The 21,614-nt window shown below is 38.8% G+C and carries 12 protein-coding genes; 4 read left to right on the top strand and 8 right to left on the bottom strand.

What is annotated here, in order from left to right:
- The first annotated feature begins 366 nt into the window (after positions 1-366).
- Both RYO55_RS00980 and RYO55_RS00975 read left to right on the top strand, forming a co-directional pair.
- The gene (locus tag RYO55_RS00980) at positions 367-2,004 is read left to right on the top strand and encodes an L-lactate permease (RefSeq protein WP_314983780.1); all 1,638 of its coding nucleotides are present in this window, start codon (positions 367-369) and stop codon (positions 2,002-2,004) included.
- A gap of 393 nt (positions 2,005-2,397) precedes the next feature.
- Complete coding sequence (locus tag RYO55_RS00975) at positions 2,398-3,585, top strand: multidrug effflux MFS transporter (protein ID WP_314983778.1); 1,188 nt, start codon at positions 2,398-2,400, stop codon at positions 3,583-3,585.
- Positions 3,586-4,191: 606 nt separating this feature from the next.
- On the opposite strand, the gene RYO55_RS00970 is transcribed toward RYO55_RS00975, so the two are convergent.
- The 8 genes from RYO55_RS00970 to RYO55_RS00935 all read right to left on the bottom strand — a co-directional run bounded on the left by RYO55_RS00970 (position 4,192) and on the right by RYO55_RS00935 (position 17,172).
- The gene (locus RYO55_RS00970; RefSeq protein WP_314983777.1) at positions 4,192-8,448 is read right to left on the bottom strand and encodes an acyl-CoA dehydratase activase-related protein; all 4,257 of its coding nucleotides are present in this window, start codon (positions 8,446-8,448) and stop codon (positions 4,192-4,194) included.
- Between the two features lie 495 nt (positions 8,449-8,943).
- Entirely contained in the window at positions 8,944-9,765 is an 822-nt protein-coding gene (locus RYO55_RS00965) for a MetQ/NlpA family ABC transporter substrate-binding protein (RefSeq protein ID WP_314983776.1), read from the bottom strand.
- Between the two features lie 373 nt (positions 9,766-10,138).
- Positions 10,139-11,452 carry a DUF389 domain-containing protein gene (locus RYO55_RS00960; protein WP_314983775.1) on the bottom strand — a complete coding sequence of 438 codons (1,314 nt, stop codon included), beginning with the start codon at positions 11,450-11,452 and terminating at the stop codon, positions 10,139-10,141.
- Between the two features lie 9 nt (positions 11,453-11,461).
- A complete protein-coding gene (locus RYO55_RS00955; protein WP_314983773.1) occupies positions 11,462-12,499 on the bottom strand; it encodes a nicotinate-nucleotide--dimethylbenzimidazole phosphoribosyltransferase in 1,038 nt (345 codons plus the stop codon).
- Between the two features lie 310 nt (positions 12,500-12,809).
- On the bottom strand, positions 12,810-14,129 hold the full coding sequence (locus RYO55_RS00950) for a dicarboxylate/amino acid:cation symporter (protein WP_314983772.1): 1,320 nt from the start codon (positions 14,127-14,129) through the stop codon (positions 12,810-12,812).
- A 166-nt stretch (positions 14,130-14,295) separates the two neighbouring features.
- Positions 14,296-15,132, bottom strand: coding sequence for a hypothetical protein (locus tag RYO55_RS00945; protein ID WP_314983771.1), 837 nt, complete (start codon positions 15,130-15,132; stop codon positions 14,296-14,298).
- Positions 15,133-15,144: 12 nt separating this feature from the next.
- A complete protein-coding gene (locus RYO55_RS00940; RefSeq protein ID WP_314983770.1) occupies positions 15,145-15,975 on the bottom strand; it encodes a hypothetical protein in 831 nt (276 codons plus the stop codon).
- A gap of 24 nt (positions 15,976-15,999) precedes the next feature.
- Positions 16,000-17,172, bottom strand: a complete 1,173-nt coding sequence (locus RYO55_RS00935) for an iron-containing alcohol dehydrogenase (protein ID WP_314983769.1) — start codon at positions 17,170-17,172, stop codon at positions 16,000-16,002.
- A gap of 147 nt (positions 17,173-17,319) precedes the next feature.
- On the opposite strand from RYO55_RS00935, the gene RYO55_RS00930 reads away from it, so the two are divergent.
- Positions 17,320-18,879, top strand: coding sequence for a hypothetical protein (locus tag RYO55_RS00930; protein ID WP_314983768.1), 1,560 nt, complete (start codon positions 17,320-17,322; stop codon positions 18,877-18,879).
- Positions 18,880-19,316: 437 nt separating this feature from the next.
- Entirely contained in the window at positions 19,317-21,599 is a 2,283-nt protein-coding gene (locus RYO55_RS00925) for a ribonucleoside-diphosphate reductase subunit alpha (RefSeq protein WP_314983767.1), read from the top strand.
- The last annotated feature ends 15 nt before the right edge of the window (positions 21,600-21,614 follow it).

Genomic DNA, 21,614 nt, shown 5'->3' with positions numbered 1-21,614 from the left:
TAGACTTCAAATCCTACTTCGGCGATTATGTACCAGAAGCTCCTGCTACAATGTTCAAAGGTAACTACTAATACCTAAATTTAGTAATGGCCCTAACAAGGACTTGTAGTTAGTACAGAAGGGGACATAAACACTGTTTATGTCCCCTCTCTTATGTTTTTAACCTCATAGCCTATGAGGTTAAAAAATTTTATGTACTATATCAATTTTTATGATAAGTATATCTGTTATTTTATTGTAATCTTTTATTTTAACTGAACTTTTACAACTTAATATAATAGCGATTTACTCATCAATTTAATTGATTAAGCTACATCGTCCTGTTGAGCATATATTTTTATTTTTCTTGAAAGGATGATTTTAGAAATGAGTGCTATCACCGTTCTATTAGCGCTATCTCCAATCATTTGGTTGATTGTAGCGTTATCCATCTTGAAATTACCTGCATGGCAAGCAACAAGTGTTGCTGCAATCGGTTCTTTCATCATCGCTATTACAGCATTCCAATCTGACCCATTCATTATGGTCACTGGTGCCCTTGAAGGTGCCGCTTTGGCGATTTGGCCAATCCTATTAGTTATTACAGCTGCTATCTTCGTTTATAACTTGGTAGTACATACGAAAGCAATGGAAACTATTAAAACAATGCTTTCTTCTGTAACATCTGATACTCGTGTACTTGCATTGTTACTTGCATGGGGCTTTGGTGCCTTCATGGAAGGTATGGCTGGTTTCGGTACTGCCGTTGCAATTCCTGCAGCTATGATGGTTGCCGTAGGTTTTAACCCACTTAAATCTATCATCGCATGTCTCGTTGCAAACTCTGTACCAACAACATTCGGCTCTATCGGTATCCCAACTACCACATTGGCAGCATTGACAAACCTCGATCCAAGCCATTTAGGTACATTTATTTCTGTTCAATTATTCTTACTTAACTTAATCGCTCCGTTCTTTGTTGTTATGATTATCGGCGGCGGTTTCAAAGCGTTAAAAGGCGTATTCCTTGTAACATTACTTTCTGGTTTAGCATTAGCTGTTCCTGAACTCATAATCAACGTTGTAATGGGTCCAGAATTATCCGTAATTTCTGCATCCATCGTAATCATGGCAGTTATCATTATCTGTGCAAAAATCATGCCTCCTAATGATCCTGAATACGCAGTTAAACAAACTGCTGAAACTCCTAAAGTTTCCGGTAGTGAAGGTCTTGTAGCGGCTATGCCATTCATCTTGATCTTCGTATTGTTGTTATTAACTTCAAAATTGTTCCCTGCAATTAATGCTCCACTTGCATCCATTAAAACATCTGTACCTATTTACCAAGGTACTGGTGCAAAACCTTACACATTCGTATGGATTGCAACTCCTGGTATCATGATCTTCATCGCTGGTATCGTTGGTGGGTTTATCCAAAAAGCAAAAGCTGGTGAAATCTTTGGTACATTAGGTAGCACAGTTAAAAGCTTGAAATTCACATACCTTACAATCATCACAATTGTTATGACAGCTAAATTGATGACTTACTCTGGTATGACTGCAGATATTGCAAAAGCAATGGTTGCTGGTACAGGTTCCTTGTACCCTCTATTCGCTCCTATCGTAGGTGCGTTGGGTGCCTTCTTGACTGGTTCCGGTACAAACTCCAACGTATTGTTTGGTCCACTTCAAATCGCAGCAGCTCAAGGCTTAAATCCTACAAACTGGGAAGACCTTGGCTTCTGGTTAGCAGCTGTTAACTCCGGTGCAGCTGGTATCGGTAAAATGTTGTCTCCACAATCCATTGCGATTTCCATTGGTGCCGTAGGTCCTGCTTTAAAAGCATACCTTGAAAGCCACAAAGAAATCAGCGCGGAAGAAGCTCATAAATTAGAGCATGAAATAGAAGCAAGCGTTATCATGAACAGCGCATTCAAATACTTCTTGATCTTCATCGTTATGCATGGTTGTATCTCCTTCTTCGGTCAACATTTCATCCATGAAATTCATCATTTCTTTTTCTAAGAACTGGTAACAATACAAAAAAGAACAGCTTTTCACGAGCTGTTCTTTTTTGTTTCCACATATGAGAATACTACATATAACATGGTTTAATGATATTGCTTCTACAGATGAAACCGTAGCTGTCCCGATTACTACTATTGCAGCTAACACAAAACCTTTTAGTTAATATTTCATATAATTCTCCCATCGCCAATAAACACATTGATATTTTTAGATATAATTAATATACTAATTGTAATCTATAAATAGAGATATAACAAACTCAATATTTCATATAGATATTTTTTCTCAATCATGGTAAAATACATCGTATCAAATAGAAAAAATTAAATGCAGTCTGCGAAGTGCGATTCGCAGACTTTTATTTTTCTCACTTTAGTATAGGAGGGTTTTATGACTCAAGAAAGTTCTGCTAAGGTCTCTTTCATCTTAGTAGTATTCCTTGGTCTGTTGACAGCCATCACACCATTTGCAACAGATTTATATTTACCAGCATTACCAATTATGCCTAGTGAACTAAATACATCTGCATCAAATATTCAAATGACCATTGGTGTGATGACTTTTGGTGTTGCATTAGGTCAATTATTTGGAGGTCCTATTAGTGATACTATGGGCCGCAAGTTGCCTCTTATAACAGGCAACTTACTTTGCGTTATCTCTAGCATAATCTGTGCTTATGCACCAAGCATTGAAATACTTTTACTAGGACGCTTTCTACAAGGTTTAACAGGATCTGTGGGCGTTGTAATTGCTAAGGCCATCGCTCGAGATTTTGCATCTGGTCAAGAATTGACTAAACTCTTTGCATTGCTCATGATGGTTAACGGTTTGGCGCCAGTAATCGCTCCGCTCATCGGCGGTCAATTATTACTATTCACTACATGGCGCGTTATCTTCGTTATTTTAGCAATATTTTCTGCTATTCTATTAGTAGGATCTCTTCTCTTCCGTGAAAGCTTACCTAAAGAAAAACGCGTTACAGGTGGCGTTGCAACTGCTACAAAGAACTACATTACGCTTATTAAAGATAAGCGATTCCTTGGGCAAACACTAATCCAATTCTTTGCTTTTGGTGGATTCTTTGCGTATATCTCAGGTTCATCCTTTGTATACCAAAACATCTTTCAACTATCTGCACAAGAATTTAGCTATCTCTTTGGTATCAATAGCTGTGGTATTATCTTAGCTAGTGCCATAAGCGCTAGATTAAGTAATGTAATCACAGTTCGACAATTACTAACATTTGCCCTCTGGCAACTAACAATCGGCTCCTTGCTATTCTTAATAGCTATGCTTTTCGAATGGCCACTTATTCCTGTAACGGCCATTCTATTCTTTACCGTATGTACAGTATCCCTATTTGGCTCTGCCTCTTTCTCTATGGCAATGGCTAAATACGGTAAAATGGCTGGCAGTGCCTCTGCAGTACTTGGCTTTGCTAGCATGTTCTCTGCAGGAATCGTATCTCCATTAATTGGTATTGGTGGGGAATATACGGGGATCCCCATGGGGATTACAATGCTAGTATGTGCAGCGCTTTCCTTATTGTGCTTGTATGGTTTGGTAGAGAAAGAATAATCCCTTTTATACATTTGTTTGAGCCCCACAATGGGGCCCGATTACAACAGAATAACATTAGTATATAAATAAGAAACCCCTTTCCTTGCTCAGTACTTCGTAAAATCGCTTCGAAAAGGGGTTTCTTATTTATATTAACATTATCTATAGAGGCGTCCCATTGTTGGGCTTTACAAACATATTTCATAATAGATCAGTTTTTTTATCAACAAACACTCTAAACCCCATAACGGAAAGCGCCTACTCGACTGATTGTAGGGAGTAAACTAAGCCGTAATGGAGCCCCGTTACAATAGAATAAATTTAGTATAAAAATAGCTGTATTTTTTCTATACTAGTAATATGCAGTTATATTCGGGCCCCATTATAAAATGTAAGCCCCTTGACCCATATTCACTAACTTCCATCCACCTCTTCCCCACTGCACTAGTTATATTTTCATTGGGACTTCTTCATAATGGGTGTATATAGAAAAGAACACAGCCCTCTCTGCAGCGATTTTACGAAGCGTAGCGCCGTACTGAGCCAAGAGAGGGCTGTGTTTTTTCTATACTAGTAATATGTAGTTGTAACGGGGCCCCAATGAAAATATAACGGAGCACTCTTTTACTCGAACATTGTCGATAGTAGTAGTTTCAATCGGTTTGCTTGGTTTACTGCACTTGATCCTGGATCGTAGTCGATAGCCGCAATTCGCACGTCCGGGTATGCAGCGGATAGTGTTTTCACCATGCCTTTACCTGTTACGTGGTTCGGCAAACAACCAAATGGTTGTAAGCATACGATTTGTTTAGCCCCTTTTTCGATGAGGTCAATCATATCGCCTGTGAGGAACCAGCCTTCACCGCATTGGTTACCAAGACCGATGAATTGGGCTGCTTCTTTAGCCACTTCTGTCATACGTTGTAGAGGATCAAAGTTTTTAGACGCCGCTACAGCTTTAGCGTATGGCAAGCGGTATAGTTCAAGGGCTTCACGAGCCAATGTACCAAAGAAGCCTGATAGCCATGTACCATCAAGGTGTTTCGCACGATAAGTGCTATCCATTGCACAGTACAAGAAGAAATCTAGCAAGCCAGATGTAACGACTTCGCCGCCTTCCTTTTCAATGAGTTCATTAATATGGTTGTTAGCACTTGGGTGGAATTTAACGTAAATTTCCCCTACGACGCCAACACGAGGTTTCTGTACATCCTTGTTGACTGGCAAGTTATCAAAGTCATGAATGATTTCTTTAATATACTTGTTGTATTGACGAAGGCTTGCAGATGTAATGTTTTCACGGAGCTTTTTAAGCCAGTAATCACATAATGCATCGGTAGAGCCAGGGTTCTTTTCGTATGGGCGTGTAGCCAATACGCATTGCATGATAGCGTCCCCGTATACTACGGCTTGAATCATGCGATGTAAGAAGCCTTTTGTCAATTTGAAGCCCGGTTGACGTTCCATATCGCTCGCATTGAGGGATAGGATTGGCACTTGTTTCATACCAGCATCAATCAATGCTTTACGTAAGTAACCGATGTAGTTTGTAGCACGACAACCACCACCAGTTTGAGAGATGATAACAGCAGTCTTCTCTACATCATATTTACCGGATAACAGTGCGGACATAAGCTGACCTACAACAATAATCGCAGGGTAACATGCATCATTATTGATATATTTCAAACCCACTTCAATATCATCACGCGTAGGCGCTGGCAACATTTCAAAGTCATATCCTTCATTTTTGAGAACTGGCTCTAAGAGACTAAAATGCAATGGTGACATTTGTGGTACCAAGATTTTATAAGTCTTACGCATTTCTTCTGTAAAGACAACTCGATTGTAATCGTAAGTGGGTAATTTCTCTACCACTACCTCTTCCGGCGCCTCAGGATTATGATGACGACGCAAACTACGTTCCATTACAGATTGCAAGGATCGCAAACGGATTGTCACGGCTCCAAGGTTTGTACCTTCATCGATTTTGAGCAAGGTATGGATTTTGTGGTTTACTGAAAGTATATCTTTTACCTGATCTGCTACGATAGAATCCAGTCCACAACCAAAGGAGTTAAGCTCTACAATTTGGAATCCTTCAGTTCTACTTACAAATTCAGCGGCACGATATAGGCGACTATGGTAGGACCATTGGTCTACAACGCGTAAATGCTTGATTTCATTGCCTAATGGGGCAACGCCATCTTCTGTAAGAACAGCCATACCAAGAGATGTAATAAGTTCAGGAATACCGTGGTTAATACCGGAGTCTAAATGATATGGACGGCCAGCCAATACGATTGTCGGAATTTGTTCTGCTACAAGGCGAGATACAGTTTTCTTCGTCGTTTCACGGTAGGAAGCTTTACAGTTTTCTTGTTCTTCCCAAGCAAGGTCTACAGCCTTAGTAATATCCTTCTTCTTTAAGTTTAAAAAATCCAATGCTTTCACAAGAGCCGGAACAAGGGATTTTTTATCAGCTAACGGCAAGAATGGTGCGTGGAACGGAGTATCGCCCAATACCTCTTGCATATTATTTTTGATAAGTTCTGGATAGGAAATAACCATTGGACAATGGTAATTATTGTCGCGGCTAAATTCCTTAGGGCCATGTTGAATACAAGGGTACCAAATAAAGTCTACCTGTGCATTCGCTAAATCTCGAATATGACCATGTACAGCTTTTGCAGGATAGCAAGCTGTATCGGATGGAATTGTATCGATAGCCTTATTGTATTGATCCTTAGTCGTATAATCTGAAAGGATTACTTCATAACCCAAACTATTGAAGAATGTGAACCAGAATGGGAAGTCCTCATACATGTTGAGAACGCGAGGGATACCTACACGCATTTTACCTTCAAACTCAGGAATATTTTTCTTCAAGTAGTAATCAAAGTAACGACGTAATTTTACGTCTACCAAGTTAGGAACTGGCTTACGCTTCTCTTGGATCATATCGCCAGCACCGCGGTCACAACGGTTGCCAGTTACGTACGTACGACCATCGGAGAAAGCGTTAATAGTAAGCATGCAATTATTTGGGCAAAGACCACAATTGCGCATTGTCGTAGATACTTGTAAAGAATTAAGGCCTTCACTATCTAGCAATGTGCTTTCACCCTTTTGTAACTCTTCCGCCGTTTCTGCTGCAAGAAGAGCCATACCGTATGCACCCATCAACCCAGATACATCAGGGCGAATCACCTCTACGCCCATCAATTTCTCAAAGGCACGCAAAACGGATTCGTTATAGAACGTACCACCTTGTACAACGATATGATCGCCTAATTCTTTAGGATCTTTCACCTTAAGAACCTTATAAAGGGCATTTTTAATTACAGAATAAGCAAGACCTGCTGCGATATCTTGTACCGTAGCACCTTCTTTTTGAGCCTGTTTAACCTTAGAGTTCATAAATACGGTACAACGAGAGCCTAAATCGATTGGCATAGGTGCCAATAATCCTTCTTTTGCGAATTGATCGATAGGAATTCGTAGCCCGGATGCAAATGTATCAATAAAAGAGCCGCAACCAGAGGAGCAAGCTTCGTTCAACACGATATCTTCGATATACCCATCACGAACCTTACAGCATTTCATATCTTGACCGCCAATATCCAGAATAAAGGATACATCAGGGCAGAAAAAGCGGGCCGCACGATAGTGAGCCATCGTTTCTACTTCACCGATATCGATGCCGAGAGCGCGTTTAAGAAAGGCCTCGCCGTAGCCGGTTACGCCAGAGTGTGCAATATAGGCACCTTTTGGCAATAATTCATATATTTTCTCAATGATTTCACGAGATTTTTCTAATGGTTTACCATGGTTAGGACCATAATGAGAGAATATAATTTCCTTATTGCTATTGATAAGAACTACCTTAAGTGTAGTAGAACCAGCATCAATACCAAGGTAGCAAGGACCTTGAGCATCCTCGATATTCGCCTTTGGCGTTACTGCCTTAGCGTGACGAGCGCGGAACTCTTCTAATTCTTGTTCATTTTTAAACAGCGGATCCACACGGTCTGTAGCTTCCATAGGAATACCGATAAGTGCACCGATTTCCTTTGTCAATTGACCAACCGTAATCTCACGGCACTCATCTTTCATCAATGCCGCCCCTAACGCGATGAATAATTCACCATTTTCAGGGATAATGCGATGCGCTTCATCTAGCTCTAAGGTATCGCAAAAGCATTGGCGTAATTCAGACAAAAATGTCAACGGACCGCCAAGGAACGCTACATTACCTTCGATTTTATGACCGCATGCAAGGCCAGCAATCGTTTGATTTACAATTGCTTGGAATACAGATTTTGCAATGTTTTCATGAGATGCGCCTTGGTTTAACAAAGCTTGTACGTCTGTTTTAGCAAATACGCCACAGCGTGCCGCAATTGGATAAATCGTATCAGCATTCATGGCTAATTGGTTAAGGCCAGATGCATCTGTCTGCAATAAAGTCGCCATTTGGTCAATAAAAGCGCCCGTACCACCAGCACAGGAGCCATTCATACGATGTTCTGCAGTTTGACCTAAATACGTAACCTTCGCATCTTCACCACCAAGTTCGATGATAACGTCTGTCTCTGGATAGAGGGCTTTCACAGCTCGCGTTTCAGCAATAACCTCTTGTACGAATGGGATGCGCACCTTTTCGGCCATAGCCATCCCACCAGAACCAGTAATACATACATGAACAAGAGCGTCTTCATGACCAACTTGAGCCTCTTGTAACAAGGTATATACTGTGTCCAATATGTTTGCATAATGGCGTATGTACTTTTTATACAAATAATTATCGTGTTCGTCCAATAATACAACTTTAACCGTTGTAGACCCCACGTCAATCCCCATGCGTAGCATGTGCTGCATAAATACCTCTCTTTTTAACAACCGTATAACCACCAAGTGATCATACTCGTTTTTGTGAAAGTAGCACATTCAATATACACAACATATATATGTGCTGAACATCTAAAGTAAGTAACTAAATTAGATGAGGATATAGCACTTTCACTAAAACATCTAAATTTTTAAATATCCTACTATTATTATACAACAAAAGCAGTTAAAATCTAAGTTTTTCTGTATTCCAAAGAGTTATAGAAAATATATCTAGATTTGAACTACAAAGTCATATTTTTATTAGGATGTAAAGAATATTATACCATTTTCCAATGAAAAATAACGTATCCTTTGTAACATAAAACTCTAATAAAATATATAGATTAAACTAGTAAATTTTACCCCACATGTAACATATAAAAAGACGCAACACCTAATAGGTATTGCGCCTTTTTCGTATCAATAAAGTTAATCTAAGGAGATGCTTTGTGAAATACACTATGTTATTAACGAATCAGTCGATTAGAACGCTGGGATGATAGCCCCTTTGTAATGTTCTTCAATGAACTTCTTAACTTCTGGAGATTGTAATGCTTTAGCTAATTTTTTGATAGCTGGTTTATTTTCATCACCAGGGTTTACGGAAAGAAGATTTGCATATGGAGAATCCGCTTTTTCTACGAATAAACCATCTTTTGTAGGATTAAGACCTGCTGGCAATGCATAGTTAGCATTGATTACAGCTGCGTCTAAGTCTTGAATGGAACGAGGGATTTGAGCTGCCTCTAACTCTGTAATTTGGATGTTTTTAGGGTTGCTAGTTACATCAAATGGTGTGTTAGTCAAACCAGTTGGGTCTTTCAATGTTACAAGACCTGCACTTTGTAACAATAGAAGTGCACGAGCACTGTTTGTTGGATCAGATGGAATCGCTACTTTTGCGCCATTTGGCAAGTCTTTTAAATCTTTAATTTTTTGAGAGTAAATAGCCAATGGTTCGATGTGAACTGGTGCAAAGCTTACGAAGTTTGTACCATGATCTTTATTGTAGTTATTTTGGTAAGGTACATTTGCAAAGAAGTTCGCATCTACTTCATGGCTAGATAGAGCCATATTTGGTTGAATGTAGTCCGTAAATTCAACGATTTGTAAGTCTACACCTTCCTTAGCCAAAATAGGTTTAACCTGTTCTAAGATTTCAGCATGAGGTACAGGATTTGCTGCTACCTTTAATACTTCTTTGGAGCCGCTAGAGCTCGCGTTATTTGTGGAAGAGCCACAACCACTAATTAATAAAGACGCACCCAATACGGCCGTCGCTGCTAATGCTAACCATTTTTTCATGTAATCCTCCTATCTACGATGAACACCTACATCTATTGACGAGGACTCACGCGTATACAACACACGTAGATATTGTAATAAATTTATAGTTTCTTATTCATGTATCTACATTTAATTATTTAATAATTTCGGTGTTGTAAGTATAGCAATTTAAATCCTACTTGCATAATAGATTTTATATATTAATCTTTATAACTAAAATCTATAGCAAGGATAAAATAATAACGTTTAACTATACCAAGTACATAAAAACGGTACTAAGATGATTTCCCGTACTACTAGGTAATATACCTAATAGTTAAAATCAAACTTAGTACCGTTATAAATGTCGCTCTATATAATAAACAATCTAATCAAAATCAAAAAGATCAAATTATAAAGTTGACGTTGTTTGCTCAATAGAAATAGTTACAGGTGCTGATAATTTAGCCTCTAGCCAAGCTTTTATTCGTTTCGAGTCTACATCAGATACACTAGACGTGGTATGGATAATCACTATATAACGACTCGCTTTAGCCTGTTCAAGATTATCTATCAAAGGCATGCCTTCCACTTTGCTTACAAACGGGAATAACGCCTTTGCTTCAGCTTCTGTCGTTTTCATAGTGTTTATAGTTTCACTTACTAGTTGATAAGTCGGCTGGTACAGATTACTCAAGTTTTTATATGTTTCAAGATTCTCCGAAGATTTATTCAAGTTTGTCTTATCCATAGTGGATTTTTTCTCATCTACGCTATTAACAAATCGGAGTGTATAAGGCTGTAAGTACTCATCCTTCTGTAACTTGCCATCCAACTGGGATTGTTCCTCTGCAGTCACAGGAGCTCCTATAACTACTATGTCTACTAGCTTATTTACTCGATCCAATGAATAATTAATCACTTGTCGACGTCCATCTTGATTAATATCGTTTTTAATAAACTGCTCTATATGATTTGACTCAGAATACTTAACGATCATATCATAGCCTCCATAAATACTTGGTATAGCCATAATAAGACCAATCACAAGAAATATTAGCTGATTACGACGAATAAGCTCTTCTGCTTGTTTATGGGATGGCAAACTATATACACCCTTTAAAACAATAAATGATGCAACAAAGATGAAAAATGCATTTATAAAGAATAGATAGGCAGCCCCAAAGAAATAGTTCCAATTTCCATTAGCAAGTCCATATCCTGCCGTACATAGTGGTGGCATAAGTGCAGTCGCAATCGCAACCCCTGGTATAACATTATCTAAAGTCTTACGCGTTTGCCCAATAATCCCGGCTAGCCCACCAAATATAGCAATAAATACATCAAAAATATTCGGTTCTGTGCGCGCTAACAGTTCAGATGTAGCCGTCTGAACGGGGGAAATATAAAAATACAAAGTAGATGCTAAAACAGCAATCGTAATCTGTAAGGACAATCTTAAAATAGCACTTTTTGCAACTGTAAAATTAAGCGTAGCGAAGCCAAAACCAGTTGCTAAAATAGGTCCCATCAACGGCGATATAAGCATAGCACCAATAATAACTGCCGTACTATTCATATTCAACCCAATAGAGGCAATAAACATGGAGAGAATCAGGATAACTAAAGCAGGTCCCTTAATCTTAGCCCCACCTATCAGTCTTTTAGCGATAGTTGCATCATCAGCTCGCTCAAAATGTATATCAAAGTATTTATTTATTTCCATTCGTCTTCCTTATAATTTCATCAAATCAGCAAAGGTGCCTACATGTACAAACATATGCTGTGTCGTTTTGAGCATTTGTACCATCAAGATGGCTCCTGTGCCTTCCCCCATCGACATTTGTGCTTGAATAGGAACCATGTCTTGAGTGATCCCCACCTCAGCTAAAGCAAGTTCCGTACCTTTTTCTTTAGACTGATGCGATGGCAATGCATAGTCCTTAACACGAGCGTTTATGTGCGTTGCACAAGCAGCTGCCACAGATGTTATAAAGCCGTCAATGACAAAAGGCTTTTCAAATTCTGCACAAGCTATCATCGCACCAAGAATAGCCGCAATATCAAAGCCCCCTACACGAGCTACGATTTTACAAACTCGGTCAGGCTCATGTTCAGAAACTATATTGTTCTTATGATGCTCTAAAACAGACCGAACAAAATCAATTTTACGCTTCATCAGCTCTGGTTTATCTGGCCAAGAACCAGGTCCTACGGTTTCCGTCGGATCAGCTCCAATTAATGCAGACAACACACAGGCGGAGGTCGTTGTGTTCCCCAGCCCCATTTCGCCAAAAGAAAAAAGATTTATCCCTTGTTCTACATAATGTTGAACCCGTTCATATCCAGCTTGAAAGGCACGATTAAACTCATCCTCGGTCATCGCAGGATGGTTCAAAATATTCTTTGTACCCTTCGCTACTTTGCGATTCACACCAATACCATCATCTGAGGCAATGCCTACATCGACGACCTCATAAGGAATATTATTGAAGTTGCAAAACTGTGTTGCAGCTGAACGACCAAGTAACATATTGCGAGACTGCTTTTGGGTCACCTCGTAGTTATAGCCTACATAGCCTTCCATGTTACAACCATTATCGGCAGAAAATATGATATGTTGTGGTCGGATTTCGCCATTAATCTCGCCCCATGCGGTGCAAATCTTACGGAAATACATTTCCCATAAACCAAGACCACCTGGAATGAGGCATTTCGCTTGAAGAAATTTATTTAATTGTTTCTCTATCGGTCTTACTGAGTTATCTTTCATTCTATTCTCTAGTCCGTACGTAATGTACCGACTAGCCTTCTATTAATTCGATATTATTCTATATGAAAGTATATCATAAATTATATGACTAGTAATGTACCTATTTTTAGCTTTTTGAAAGTCATGTGTAAAGGTTATATATATATCGTTGCTTTGAATACATTAAAAGCTTATATCGACAGCGATAATTCAGCTTTTAATATAAAGTTATATTCAAACAAAAAAGGTTATCCCTTACAGGATAACCTTTTATTTTAACTATATTTAGGATACATGATATATCTCTTGTTAATTTATGAAGCTACTCAATTTAAGCACCTTGGAATTGTGGCATATCATCACCACTGGAGTCGTCCAATTTACCTTGAAGGTCATGGTCAACCATGGCACATACAGATGCATCAGACCATACGTTTTCAGCGGTTTCAATCATGTCGATAATCGTATAGATTGGCAAGATGATACCGAGCAAGCCGATTGGTGCGCCGATGGAGCTCATCAAGGACAATGTCAAGAAATAGCAGCCCATTGGAACACCCGCATTACCAATAGCAGCGAGAACAGCAATAAATAACCAGGCTACCATTGTGCCAATCGTTAATTCCATGCCAGCATTTTGCATTACGAATAAGGATGTAACAAGAATGAAAGCAGCACAACCATTCATGTTAATTGTTGTACAAATTGGCAATACAAAACGAGCTACTGCAGGATGCGCTTTCAAATTATCCTCAGCAGATGCCAATGTAACAGGCAAAGTTGCTGCAGAAGATTTTGTGAACAACGCAACAGCTACGGCTGGAGACATTTTACGGAATACGTCTACAGGGTTTAAACCACGGAATAACAAGAACAATGGAATTACGATAAAGAATTGGATTAAATTACCGCCAATAACAACAGCCGTATATTTACCTAAGGCACCAACAATGACACCTGCTTCGATTTGCGCAGATAATTGACCGGCAAAGGCAAGGATGCCGATTGGCAATACATAAAGCAATGCTTTAATCAACGTAAACAATAACTCTTGTAAACCAAATAACACTTTCAACACCGCTTCACGATTTTCTGTGCGTGGCATGAAAGCAAAGGCTAAACCAACAGATGCGGAGATGAACATTACGGACAATACATTAGCTTGTAAGTAAGGTTGCAAAATATTGTTTGGAATAACGGATAAGAAATGATCGTAATAGGTAACGGTACCGAGTTTTTCTGGTACTTGAGATGCGCCAGCACCAATTACATCAAGTGGTAAGTTACCTGGAGCAATCCAGAGGTATAAGCCAAGACCAACAGCGGCTGCACAAATGGTAGTAAGTAATGTGTACACTACGGCATGACCAAAGATGCGACCTGTATCCTTTTTAGCACCTAGCATAGATAATGTAGTAATAACTGCTAAAGACACTGTTGGAATCGCAATGAATTGGAACAAGCGAGTAAAGACTGCTGCAATAAAATTAAAGAGCTCATTTAGAGCTGGAATGTGTTGCCATCCTAAGATAGCGCCTATGATGAGAGCCCCCATCCATAAAATGAACTGACGCAATTTTCCTTGTCCACGACTTTTCAAGGTAATCTCTTGCGCTAAGGCATCCACATTTTTATTTTTTTGATCTGCCATAATAACACCTCTCTACAAACTAAACTATATGAGACTATAAAAAGAAACCCCAGCCCTAAGGGCTGGGATTACACTTATATCCTAGTCTCTTGTTAAAACATATTATAAAGATATGTATTAAAGCTGTCAAACCAAAAAAATTTGATATATAGATTAATATATTCAATTAATGCGTCACTATAAAATCATAGAAGACAACACGAGTACGATCAGGGCTAAACAAAAAATAAATCACATACGAATCAATTCCACTCTCTCGGTGCATAACATAAACCGTATAGCCATAGGTAGGAACTTGTTCAAGTTGATAATATCCACCTGCTAATTGACGACCATATAGAAGCCACACAAATAAGTTCCACTTTGTATAATCCTCAATTAAAAGGTCATAAGTGCTTTGTATATCCCCTTTTGAAAAAATAGAGTCTGCCACAGACTTATATGCGCCCTCCTTAAATAACTCCGGTGTAATAACTACGCCAGGTGCTGAGGATTCGGCAACAGTTTTCTCAAATTCTTTTACAACTTCTGGGTTACCTTCAAAAACAATAGTGGTTGTGAAATCATAAAAACTTTCTATTGTTCCCCTTGAAGATATAGGATGCAATCCTTTCGGCACTATATCAGGATCCCTAAAGTGTTCTGGTAATACCGTTGCATTTACTGGCCAGCTTTGTTTCCATCGTGATACATCATTAACTTCACTGCCAAAAAGGATTTCATATATAAACATAGCCATTAGTAATAAAGATACTGCTACAAGTAATGTGCACCAAGCATATAAAATGTGTTTCTTCGGTAATGTTAAATGATAAAAGTAGTAATAAAACTGTATTCTTATTGATAATACTAAGATTACACCTACAATTACAAACCATAGTCCTGGTAATTGAACATGTTCATTTTCCCAAAGGAAAAAGGCAAAGAATACGATTGATAGAATAATATGTTTACCACAAGGAGGGCCTATTAGCATTTGTAAAAGTTTAATAAATCGATTCACAATATATAATCCTTACTTAGACTGATAAAACACAGCCCGTGTCCCATCATTACTAATCAAAAGTTCCACAAAATGAGGCCTTTTAGTATTCCCATCATCTACAAACACATATAATCTATGATTTCGGGTAGAATTATATGTATCCTTCACCACTGTTTTTGTTTCTTTTCGAGGTGCAAAGCGCAACCACTCTATAAAATTCCGTTGCGGCAAATTTAAAGATTCTTCTTCTATACTTTCTATAATGTTATAGCTATTTGGGTGAGATATAAAGCGCTTTTTCTCCCCAGTGTCTAAATCACGCAATACACCATCCGCATCAATTTGCGCTGTATAAGCTGCATTTTGCTTAGCTATCGCTTCATATTGTGCAATTACTTTTGGGTCCCCCTCCAATACCGTATATCTCTCTGGATATGCATTAGCCCAAGCTAAACTACTACGAAAAGCAGACGCATTATAAATACCTTCTGGAAGTTTTTCTGGCCGTTTTAACCCCTCCGGCAATTCTTCACTATTGGGCCATCCTTGATTCCAATCCTTTGTGCTATACTCAAAACCATCAGTTTGATCACGAGTCGTTTGAGTATCATATTTAAGCCAATCAGCTACGAGCCAAGATATACAAAGGGTTATGACAACAAACAAACCACAAGCCAATCGATTATAGGCTCTTTCAGATATAGTTCGTTTCTTAAAGCGACCATATTGCAGTAACACACTCAATACTATAGCTATACCAAAAACCATGTATGTAATAGGCGCTATATTAAACAGGGTTGCCACAACTGCAAACAACATACATAGCATAACCGTTAATAGGCCATAAAATCCTTGAAACAAAACTCTCTCCTATCATGACAATACTTAGAACATTTTCTTATACAACATTTCTATATCTTCCCGACTCACGTCGGCCACTGTATTAGCAATATTCCCTGTAGCTACGACGTATACGTTATCGACGAGCCAAGGGATGTCTTTTTTTGTAAAACCTAGTTCTGTAAAGTTTGTGGTAAGGTCTAACTCATGGACGATTAAACGCAGTGCTTCACCCAGTTCGGAGCCATCTCCATGGTTAAATATACGTGCCAATGTAGCAAATTTATCAGGGTTAGCACTCCATGTATATTCCACTGCAACAGGTTCAATAACGGCAAGGCCTACACCGTGGGTAATATCCTTAAGCCCACTAGCAGGATGTTCCATGCCATGAGCAAGTGTTACACCGGCGGTATTAATAACCATGCCTCCAATTGTGCTAGCCAATGTAACGGACTCCCAAGCTTTTGTAAGTTGAGTTTCGTTGAGAACAGCTGATTTGCCTTCAGCCATTGCTTTCACATGTTTATATAGAGGCACAAGATATTGTGCTAACAAAGTTACAGCATAATGAGCTAATGCATCGGTAAAAGGTTGTGCCGTTTTAGAAGTATACGCCTCGATATTATGACAGAGTGCATCAAATCCCACAGATGCCAATACATGGGGCGGCATTGTGCCCATCACTGCCGGATCTACGATGGATACTTTTGGTACGATGGCATTACATCGCAAGGATTTCTTGTCTCCTGTTTCGGGATTAGTAAGTACACCAAAGCCATTACCTTCGGAGCCGGTACCACAGGTTGTAGGAATTACAATAAGAGGCAACGCCTTATCACTGGTTTTACGATTAAAGATATAATCGTTAATGTCACCTTCGTTAACGGACATAAATGCAATGCCTTTTGCACAGTCCATAATAGAGCCGCCACCGATGGCAATAACCATATCACAGCTTTCAGATTTAGCTAAAGCAGCGCCGTCCAACGCAGTCGTCGTTAAGGGGTTCGCATCCACTTGATCAAACAATACATGTTCGATATGTGCCGCATCAAGTTTTGCTGTCACACGGTCATATAGTCCAGATTTTTTGGCACTTGTACGCCCTGTTACGATGAGCGCTTTATTGCCATAAGGCTTAACAAAATCAGCAACACTATCGACTTTATCCCAACCAAATTGGATATGTACTGGTAAAAAATAAGAGAACTCCATGTGAACGACCTCTTTTCTATAAATACTAGCTCTTAATGTTATTGTAATGTATATTCAGACGCATGTAAAACCTCATAGGACTTTCACCAGAAAACATGTATACTACATATAAGAGGGGTCATTTATTTTTATAGAGGGAGAGAATTTATGAAATCTGCAATTACACATTTATGGTCTTCGCTGCGAGACCTAGCAACGCAGTCACCTATATTACTAGCATTAATTGCCGTATTTTCATGTACACCGTTTTATCTAGAGCAAGATTGGTTTGCCGATATAGACCTTTGGTTCTATGGGCTGTATTTCTTCATCGTCATACTACAATCATATATAACACGAGATCGAAAGTACTCCATAGTATATACATTATTAAGCATAGGCATCAGCGTTGGTCTATATACGATTCATGAAACGTACCATCACATACGAGGCATCGAGCTAGCCACAGAAAACATATCATATCTATGGCTGTACTCTATGATTGCTCTATATTTTACATCGCCTGGAGAATACTACATTGGCGAAATCATCAATCGCCTGAAACGGATTGGTATTACTATTGTTACATCAACACTGTATAATGTCGTCATAATCATGACTCTATGGTTTTTCTTCATCATTCTGAACAAACCATTTACCTTTGATGATCTAATCTTTAAAGTATTAGCCGCTATTAATATATTTATCTGTATGTCCATGCTGTGCACTTACAAAGAGGAGCCTGATGGACCACCAGAACCAAATACATTCTATAATGTTGTTTTTGGAATCATACTACCAAAGGCTTCCATCATTACAGGTATTCTAGCTAATATCTACTTGGTATTGATTCTCTTAGGCCTCCGCGAAGATGCGCGGTTCCTTTATACATATTATCCGTATGTAGCCATTTTCTATCTATTTTACTTGGCTAGTTTCAGATCTAGTGAAAGCAGCAAGACACAAAGGATCCTATGTTTCTTATTTATTACAATTACAGTATTGTGCTTAATCCTGATTGGCAAGCGCGTAATAAATGAGCCTTTACTCTGGCTCAATACGATTTATGTGGCCGCATTCAATCTAATCTTCTTAGCACATAACGTATATTCCTTTGTAAAGCGTTTAACTCCGTCGGTCCATACAACGATTATGGCTCTCGCCCTAGGCGCAGTCCTTTTAATGCCATCCATTGGTTACACGTCCCATCGAGAGTTTACAAACTATACGAAAATTGATGGTCAATGGCACGTATACTTGCCTATTGTAGAAACATTTGATCCTGATTTTACAGACTATGGCAGAACGATTATACAGCGAGATCCATCAAAACCAGAAGCAACTGAAATATATAAGGAAAGAAATATTCAGTTTATCAGCTTTACGGCCGTTGAAGAACCACATGTTATTTCGCTTGTAGGATATAATAAATTCATTTCTAACATCGAATTAGAAGTACGTGAGCCTGCTGATAGTACAGCTGACATACCAACAGCATCATATGAATCTATCAACTTTAGATTCATCAATGAAGGGCTTGATTTAGAGGTATCTCTACCAAATGGCGTGACCGAGGTTCATCATATATATGAAAAATTCCTCACTATACCAAAAACGGCTTCAGATTCAGTCATTATAGAAGGCACGGGATACAAACTCTTAATCCACTCCTACTATGCATATCAAGACAGCGCACGAAGAATTATTTTTAGCGTATTATATAATTAATTATGAAAGCAGTGCCTCTAGGGGTACTGCTTTTATTTGTATATACATGATTAATGATTTAATGATATATTATCCAGATTTACAATTACATCAAAACAGTACTATCCATTTTCTATTCTAAAAAGAGATATATTATTCATAATTTTCATATATCACTTCTCTATATAGTAATTTAAGGCATCTTCAGCCATATCGACATTTTTTGTAAAACTATATTAAAAATTTTCCAAATGTCAATATTGAATATATAGATTTTTTTCGCTATAATCGTAACATAATGTATAAGCTAAATAAGAAAACTACCATATATAGTAGTTTTCTTATTTTTCTGATTAGACTCAACTTAAAGATATTTTATATAATTCATTCTAATCTTATATACGCTTATACAACAATATTAACAGTTTTATGACTTTTAACTCTTAAGGGGAACAGTAATGGAGATTATGATCAAGAAGCGGGATGGCCATTTTGAGCCGTTGTCCGTTGAAAAAACGAAACGAATGATAGCCTTCGCATGTTTGGGGTTAGATTCTTGTGATCCACTAGAATTGGAATTGGATGCGAAGTTACAATTCGTTGATGGCATGACTACTAAAGAAATTCAAAAAACTTTAGTCCAAACAGCTATCGAAAAAGTTATATCTAAAAAAGACGACGGCTTCGGCAACCAAGTTAATAAAATGAACCAAGATTGGCAGTTCGTAGCAGCCCGCCTATTCTTGTTCGATCTCTATAAAGAAGCCGCTATTACTCGTCGTTACAAAGCATTTGGCTACGGCAACTTCCCAAATCTTGTCAACATGCTTGTAGAAGAGAAAAAATATGCTAACTTCTTCGTTACAGAATACACAGCTGACGAATTGCAAGAATTAGGCGATTACATCAAACCTAAGCGCGACTATCTCTTCAACTATGAAGGTCTCAAATTATTGGCTGACCGTTACTTGGTAAAAGGCTTCAACAAAGAAATCTTTGAATTACCTCAAGAGCGTTTCATGGCTATCGCAATGCACTTGGCTCTTGTAGAAGGGGAAAACAAAGTAGAATACGCTAAGAAATTCTACGATTTGATGAGCCAATTAAAAATGACAACAGCTACACCTACTTTGGCAAATGCTGGCACACCATTCCACCAATTGTCCTCTTGCTTTATCTCTGGTGTAGACGACAATTTATGGTCTATCTACGACGTAAATAGCAAGTTCTCTCGCGTATCTAAACACGGTGGAGCTCTTGGTATCTACCTTGGTAAAGTTCGTGCATTGAACTCCGATATCCGCGGTTTTAAAAACTCTTCTGGCGGCGTTATTCCTTGGATCCGCTTGTACAATGATACAGCTGTTGCAGTAGACCAATTGGGTAAACGTAAAGGCGGTGCTACAGTAACGCTTGATATTTGGCACAAAGACTTCTATGAATTCGTAGAGCTTCGTACAAACAACGGTGATGACCGCCGCAAAGCGCACGATATCTTCCCTGCTATTTCCGTTCCGAACATCTTCATGGAACGTATGTTAGCTCGTGAAAACTTCACCCTCTTCGACCCTCATGAAATCTTAGCTGTAAAAGGCTACTCTTTAGAGGACTACTTCGATACAGATGACGAAAAAGAGTTTACTAAACGCTATATTGAATGTGAACAAGATCCTAATTTACACGGCATCGAGGTTCCAGCATTGGACATGATGAAAAAAATCATGCGCTCCGCGGTTGAAACTGGTACGCCATTTATCTTCTTCCGCGATACTGTAAACGCTGCAAATCCTAACAAACACGCAGGTATGATCTACGCATCCAACTTGTGTCACGAAATCGCACAAAACGTTGGCTTCACTAATCTTGCTGAAGAAATCATCAACGAAGACGGTACAATTACTACTAAAACAAACACAGGCGACATGGTTACATGTAACTTAAACTCCATTAGCCTTGGTCGCATTACAGATGAAGAGTTGGAAGAAAACATTGCCCTTCAAATTCGTATGTTAGACAATGTTATTTCCATCAACCAAGCACCAGTGCCAGAGTCTCGCATGACTTCTGACAAATACCGCGCTATCGGTCTTGGTACGTCTGGTTATCACCACTACCTCGTAAACCACGATATCCAATGGGAGTCCGATGAGCACATCGAAGTAGCGGACAAATTATTTGAAAACATCGCATTCTATGCGATTAAAGCTTCTATGGAGCTTGCTAAAGAAAAAGGCGCGTATCCTGCATTCAAAGGTTCTGAATGGGAGACTGGCGAATACTTCACACGTCGTGGCTACACATCTGATCGTTGGAAACAATTGGCTGCGGACATTGCCAAATACGGTATCCGCAATGGTTACTTGATGGCCGTAGCTCCTACAGGTTCTACATCCAACATCGCTAATACAACAGCTGGTATCGACCCTATCTTCAAAAAATTCTTCATCGAAGAAAAGAAAGGTTCTTTCACACCAAAAACAGCACCAGATTTGAACGACAAAACATTCTGGCTCTACAAAGAGGCGCATACAATCGACCAACAATGGTCCATCAAAGCTTGTGGCGTGCGTCAACGTCATATTGACCAAGCACAATCTTTCAACTTGTACATCACGCCTCAAATGAAAGCGAAAGAAATTCTTGACCTTTATGTAGAAGCCTACAAACAAGGGATTAAAACAATCTACTACATCCGCAATCAATCCCTTGAAATGGATGAATGCACAAGCTGTTCCTCCTAATATAGGATAGATACA

It is taken from the genome of uncultured Veillonella sp. (assembly GCF_963551295.1).
Classification (GTDB): domain Bacteria; phylum Bacillota; class Negativicutes; order Veillonellales; family Veillonellaceae; genus Veillonella.
Note: the sequence above shows the minus strand (reverse complement) of the source record. Positions and strands in the feature narration are given on the sequence as shown.

Excerpts from the sequence above, each read along its gene's own strand:
- RYO55_RS00980 (WP_314983780.1), top strand. The coding sequence starts at position 367 with ATGAGTGCTATCACCGTTCTATTAGCGCTATCTCCAATCATTTGGTTG.
- RYO55_RS00975 (WP_314983778.1), top strand. The coding sequence starts at position 2,398 with ATGACTCAAGAAAGTTCTGCTAAGGTCTCTTTCATCTTAGTAGTATTC.
- RYO55_RS00970 (WP_314983777.1), bottom strand. The coding sequence starts at position 8,448 with ATGCAGCACATGCTACGCATGGGGATTGACGTGGGGTCTACAACGGTT.
- RYO55_RS00965 (WP_314983776.1), bottom strand. The coding sequence starts at position 9,765 with ATGAAAAAATGGTTAGCATTAGCAGCGACGGCCGTATTGGGTGCGTCT.
- RYO55_RS00960 (WP_314983775.1), bottom strand. The coding sequence starts at position 11,452 with ATGGAAATAAATAAATACTTTGATATACATTTTGAGCGAGCTGATGAT.
- RYO55_RS00955 (WP_314983773.1), bottom strand. The coding sequence starts at position 12,499 with ATGAAAGATAACTCAGTAAGACCGATAGAGAAACAATTAAATAAATTT.
- RYO55_RS00950 (WP_314983772.1), bottom strand. The coding sequence starts at position 14,129 with ATGGCAGATCAAAAAAATAAAAATGTGGATGCCTTAGCGCAAGAGATT.
- RYO55_RS00935 (WP_314983769.1), bottom strand. The coding sequence starts at position 17,172 with ATGGAGTTCTCTTATTTTTTACCAGTACATATCCAATTTGGTTGGGAT.
- RYO55_RS00930 (WP_314983768.1), top strand. The coding sequence starts at position 17,320 with ATGAAATCTGCAATTACACATTTATGGTCTTCGCTGCGAGACCTAGCA.
- RYO55_RS00925 (WP_314983767.1), top strand. The coding sequence starts at position 19,317 with ATGGAGATTATGATCAAGAAGCGGGATGGCCATTTTGAGCCGTTGTCC.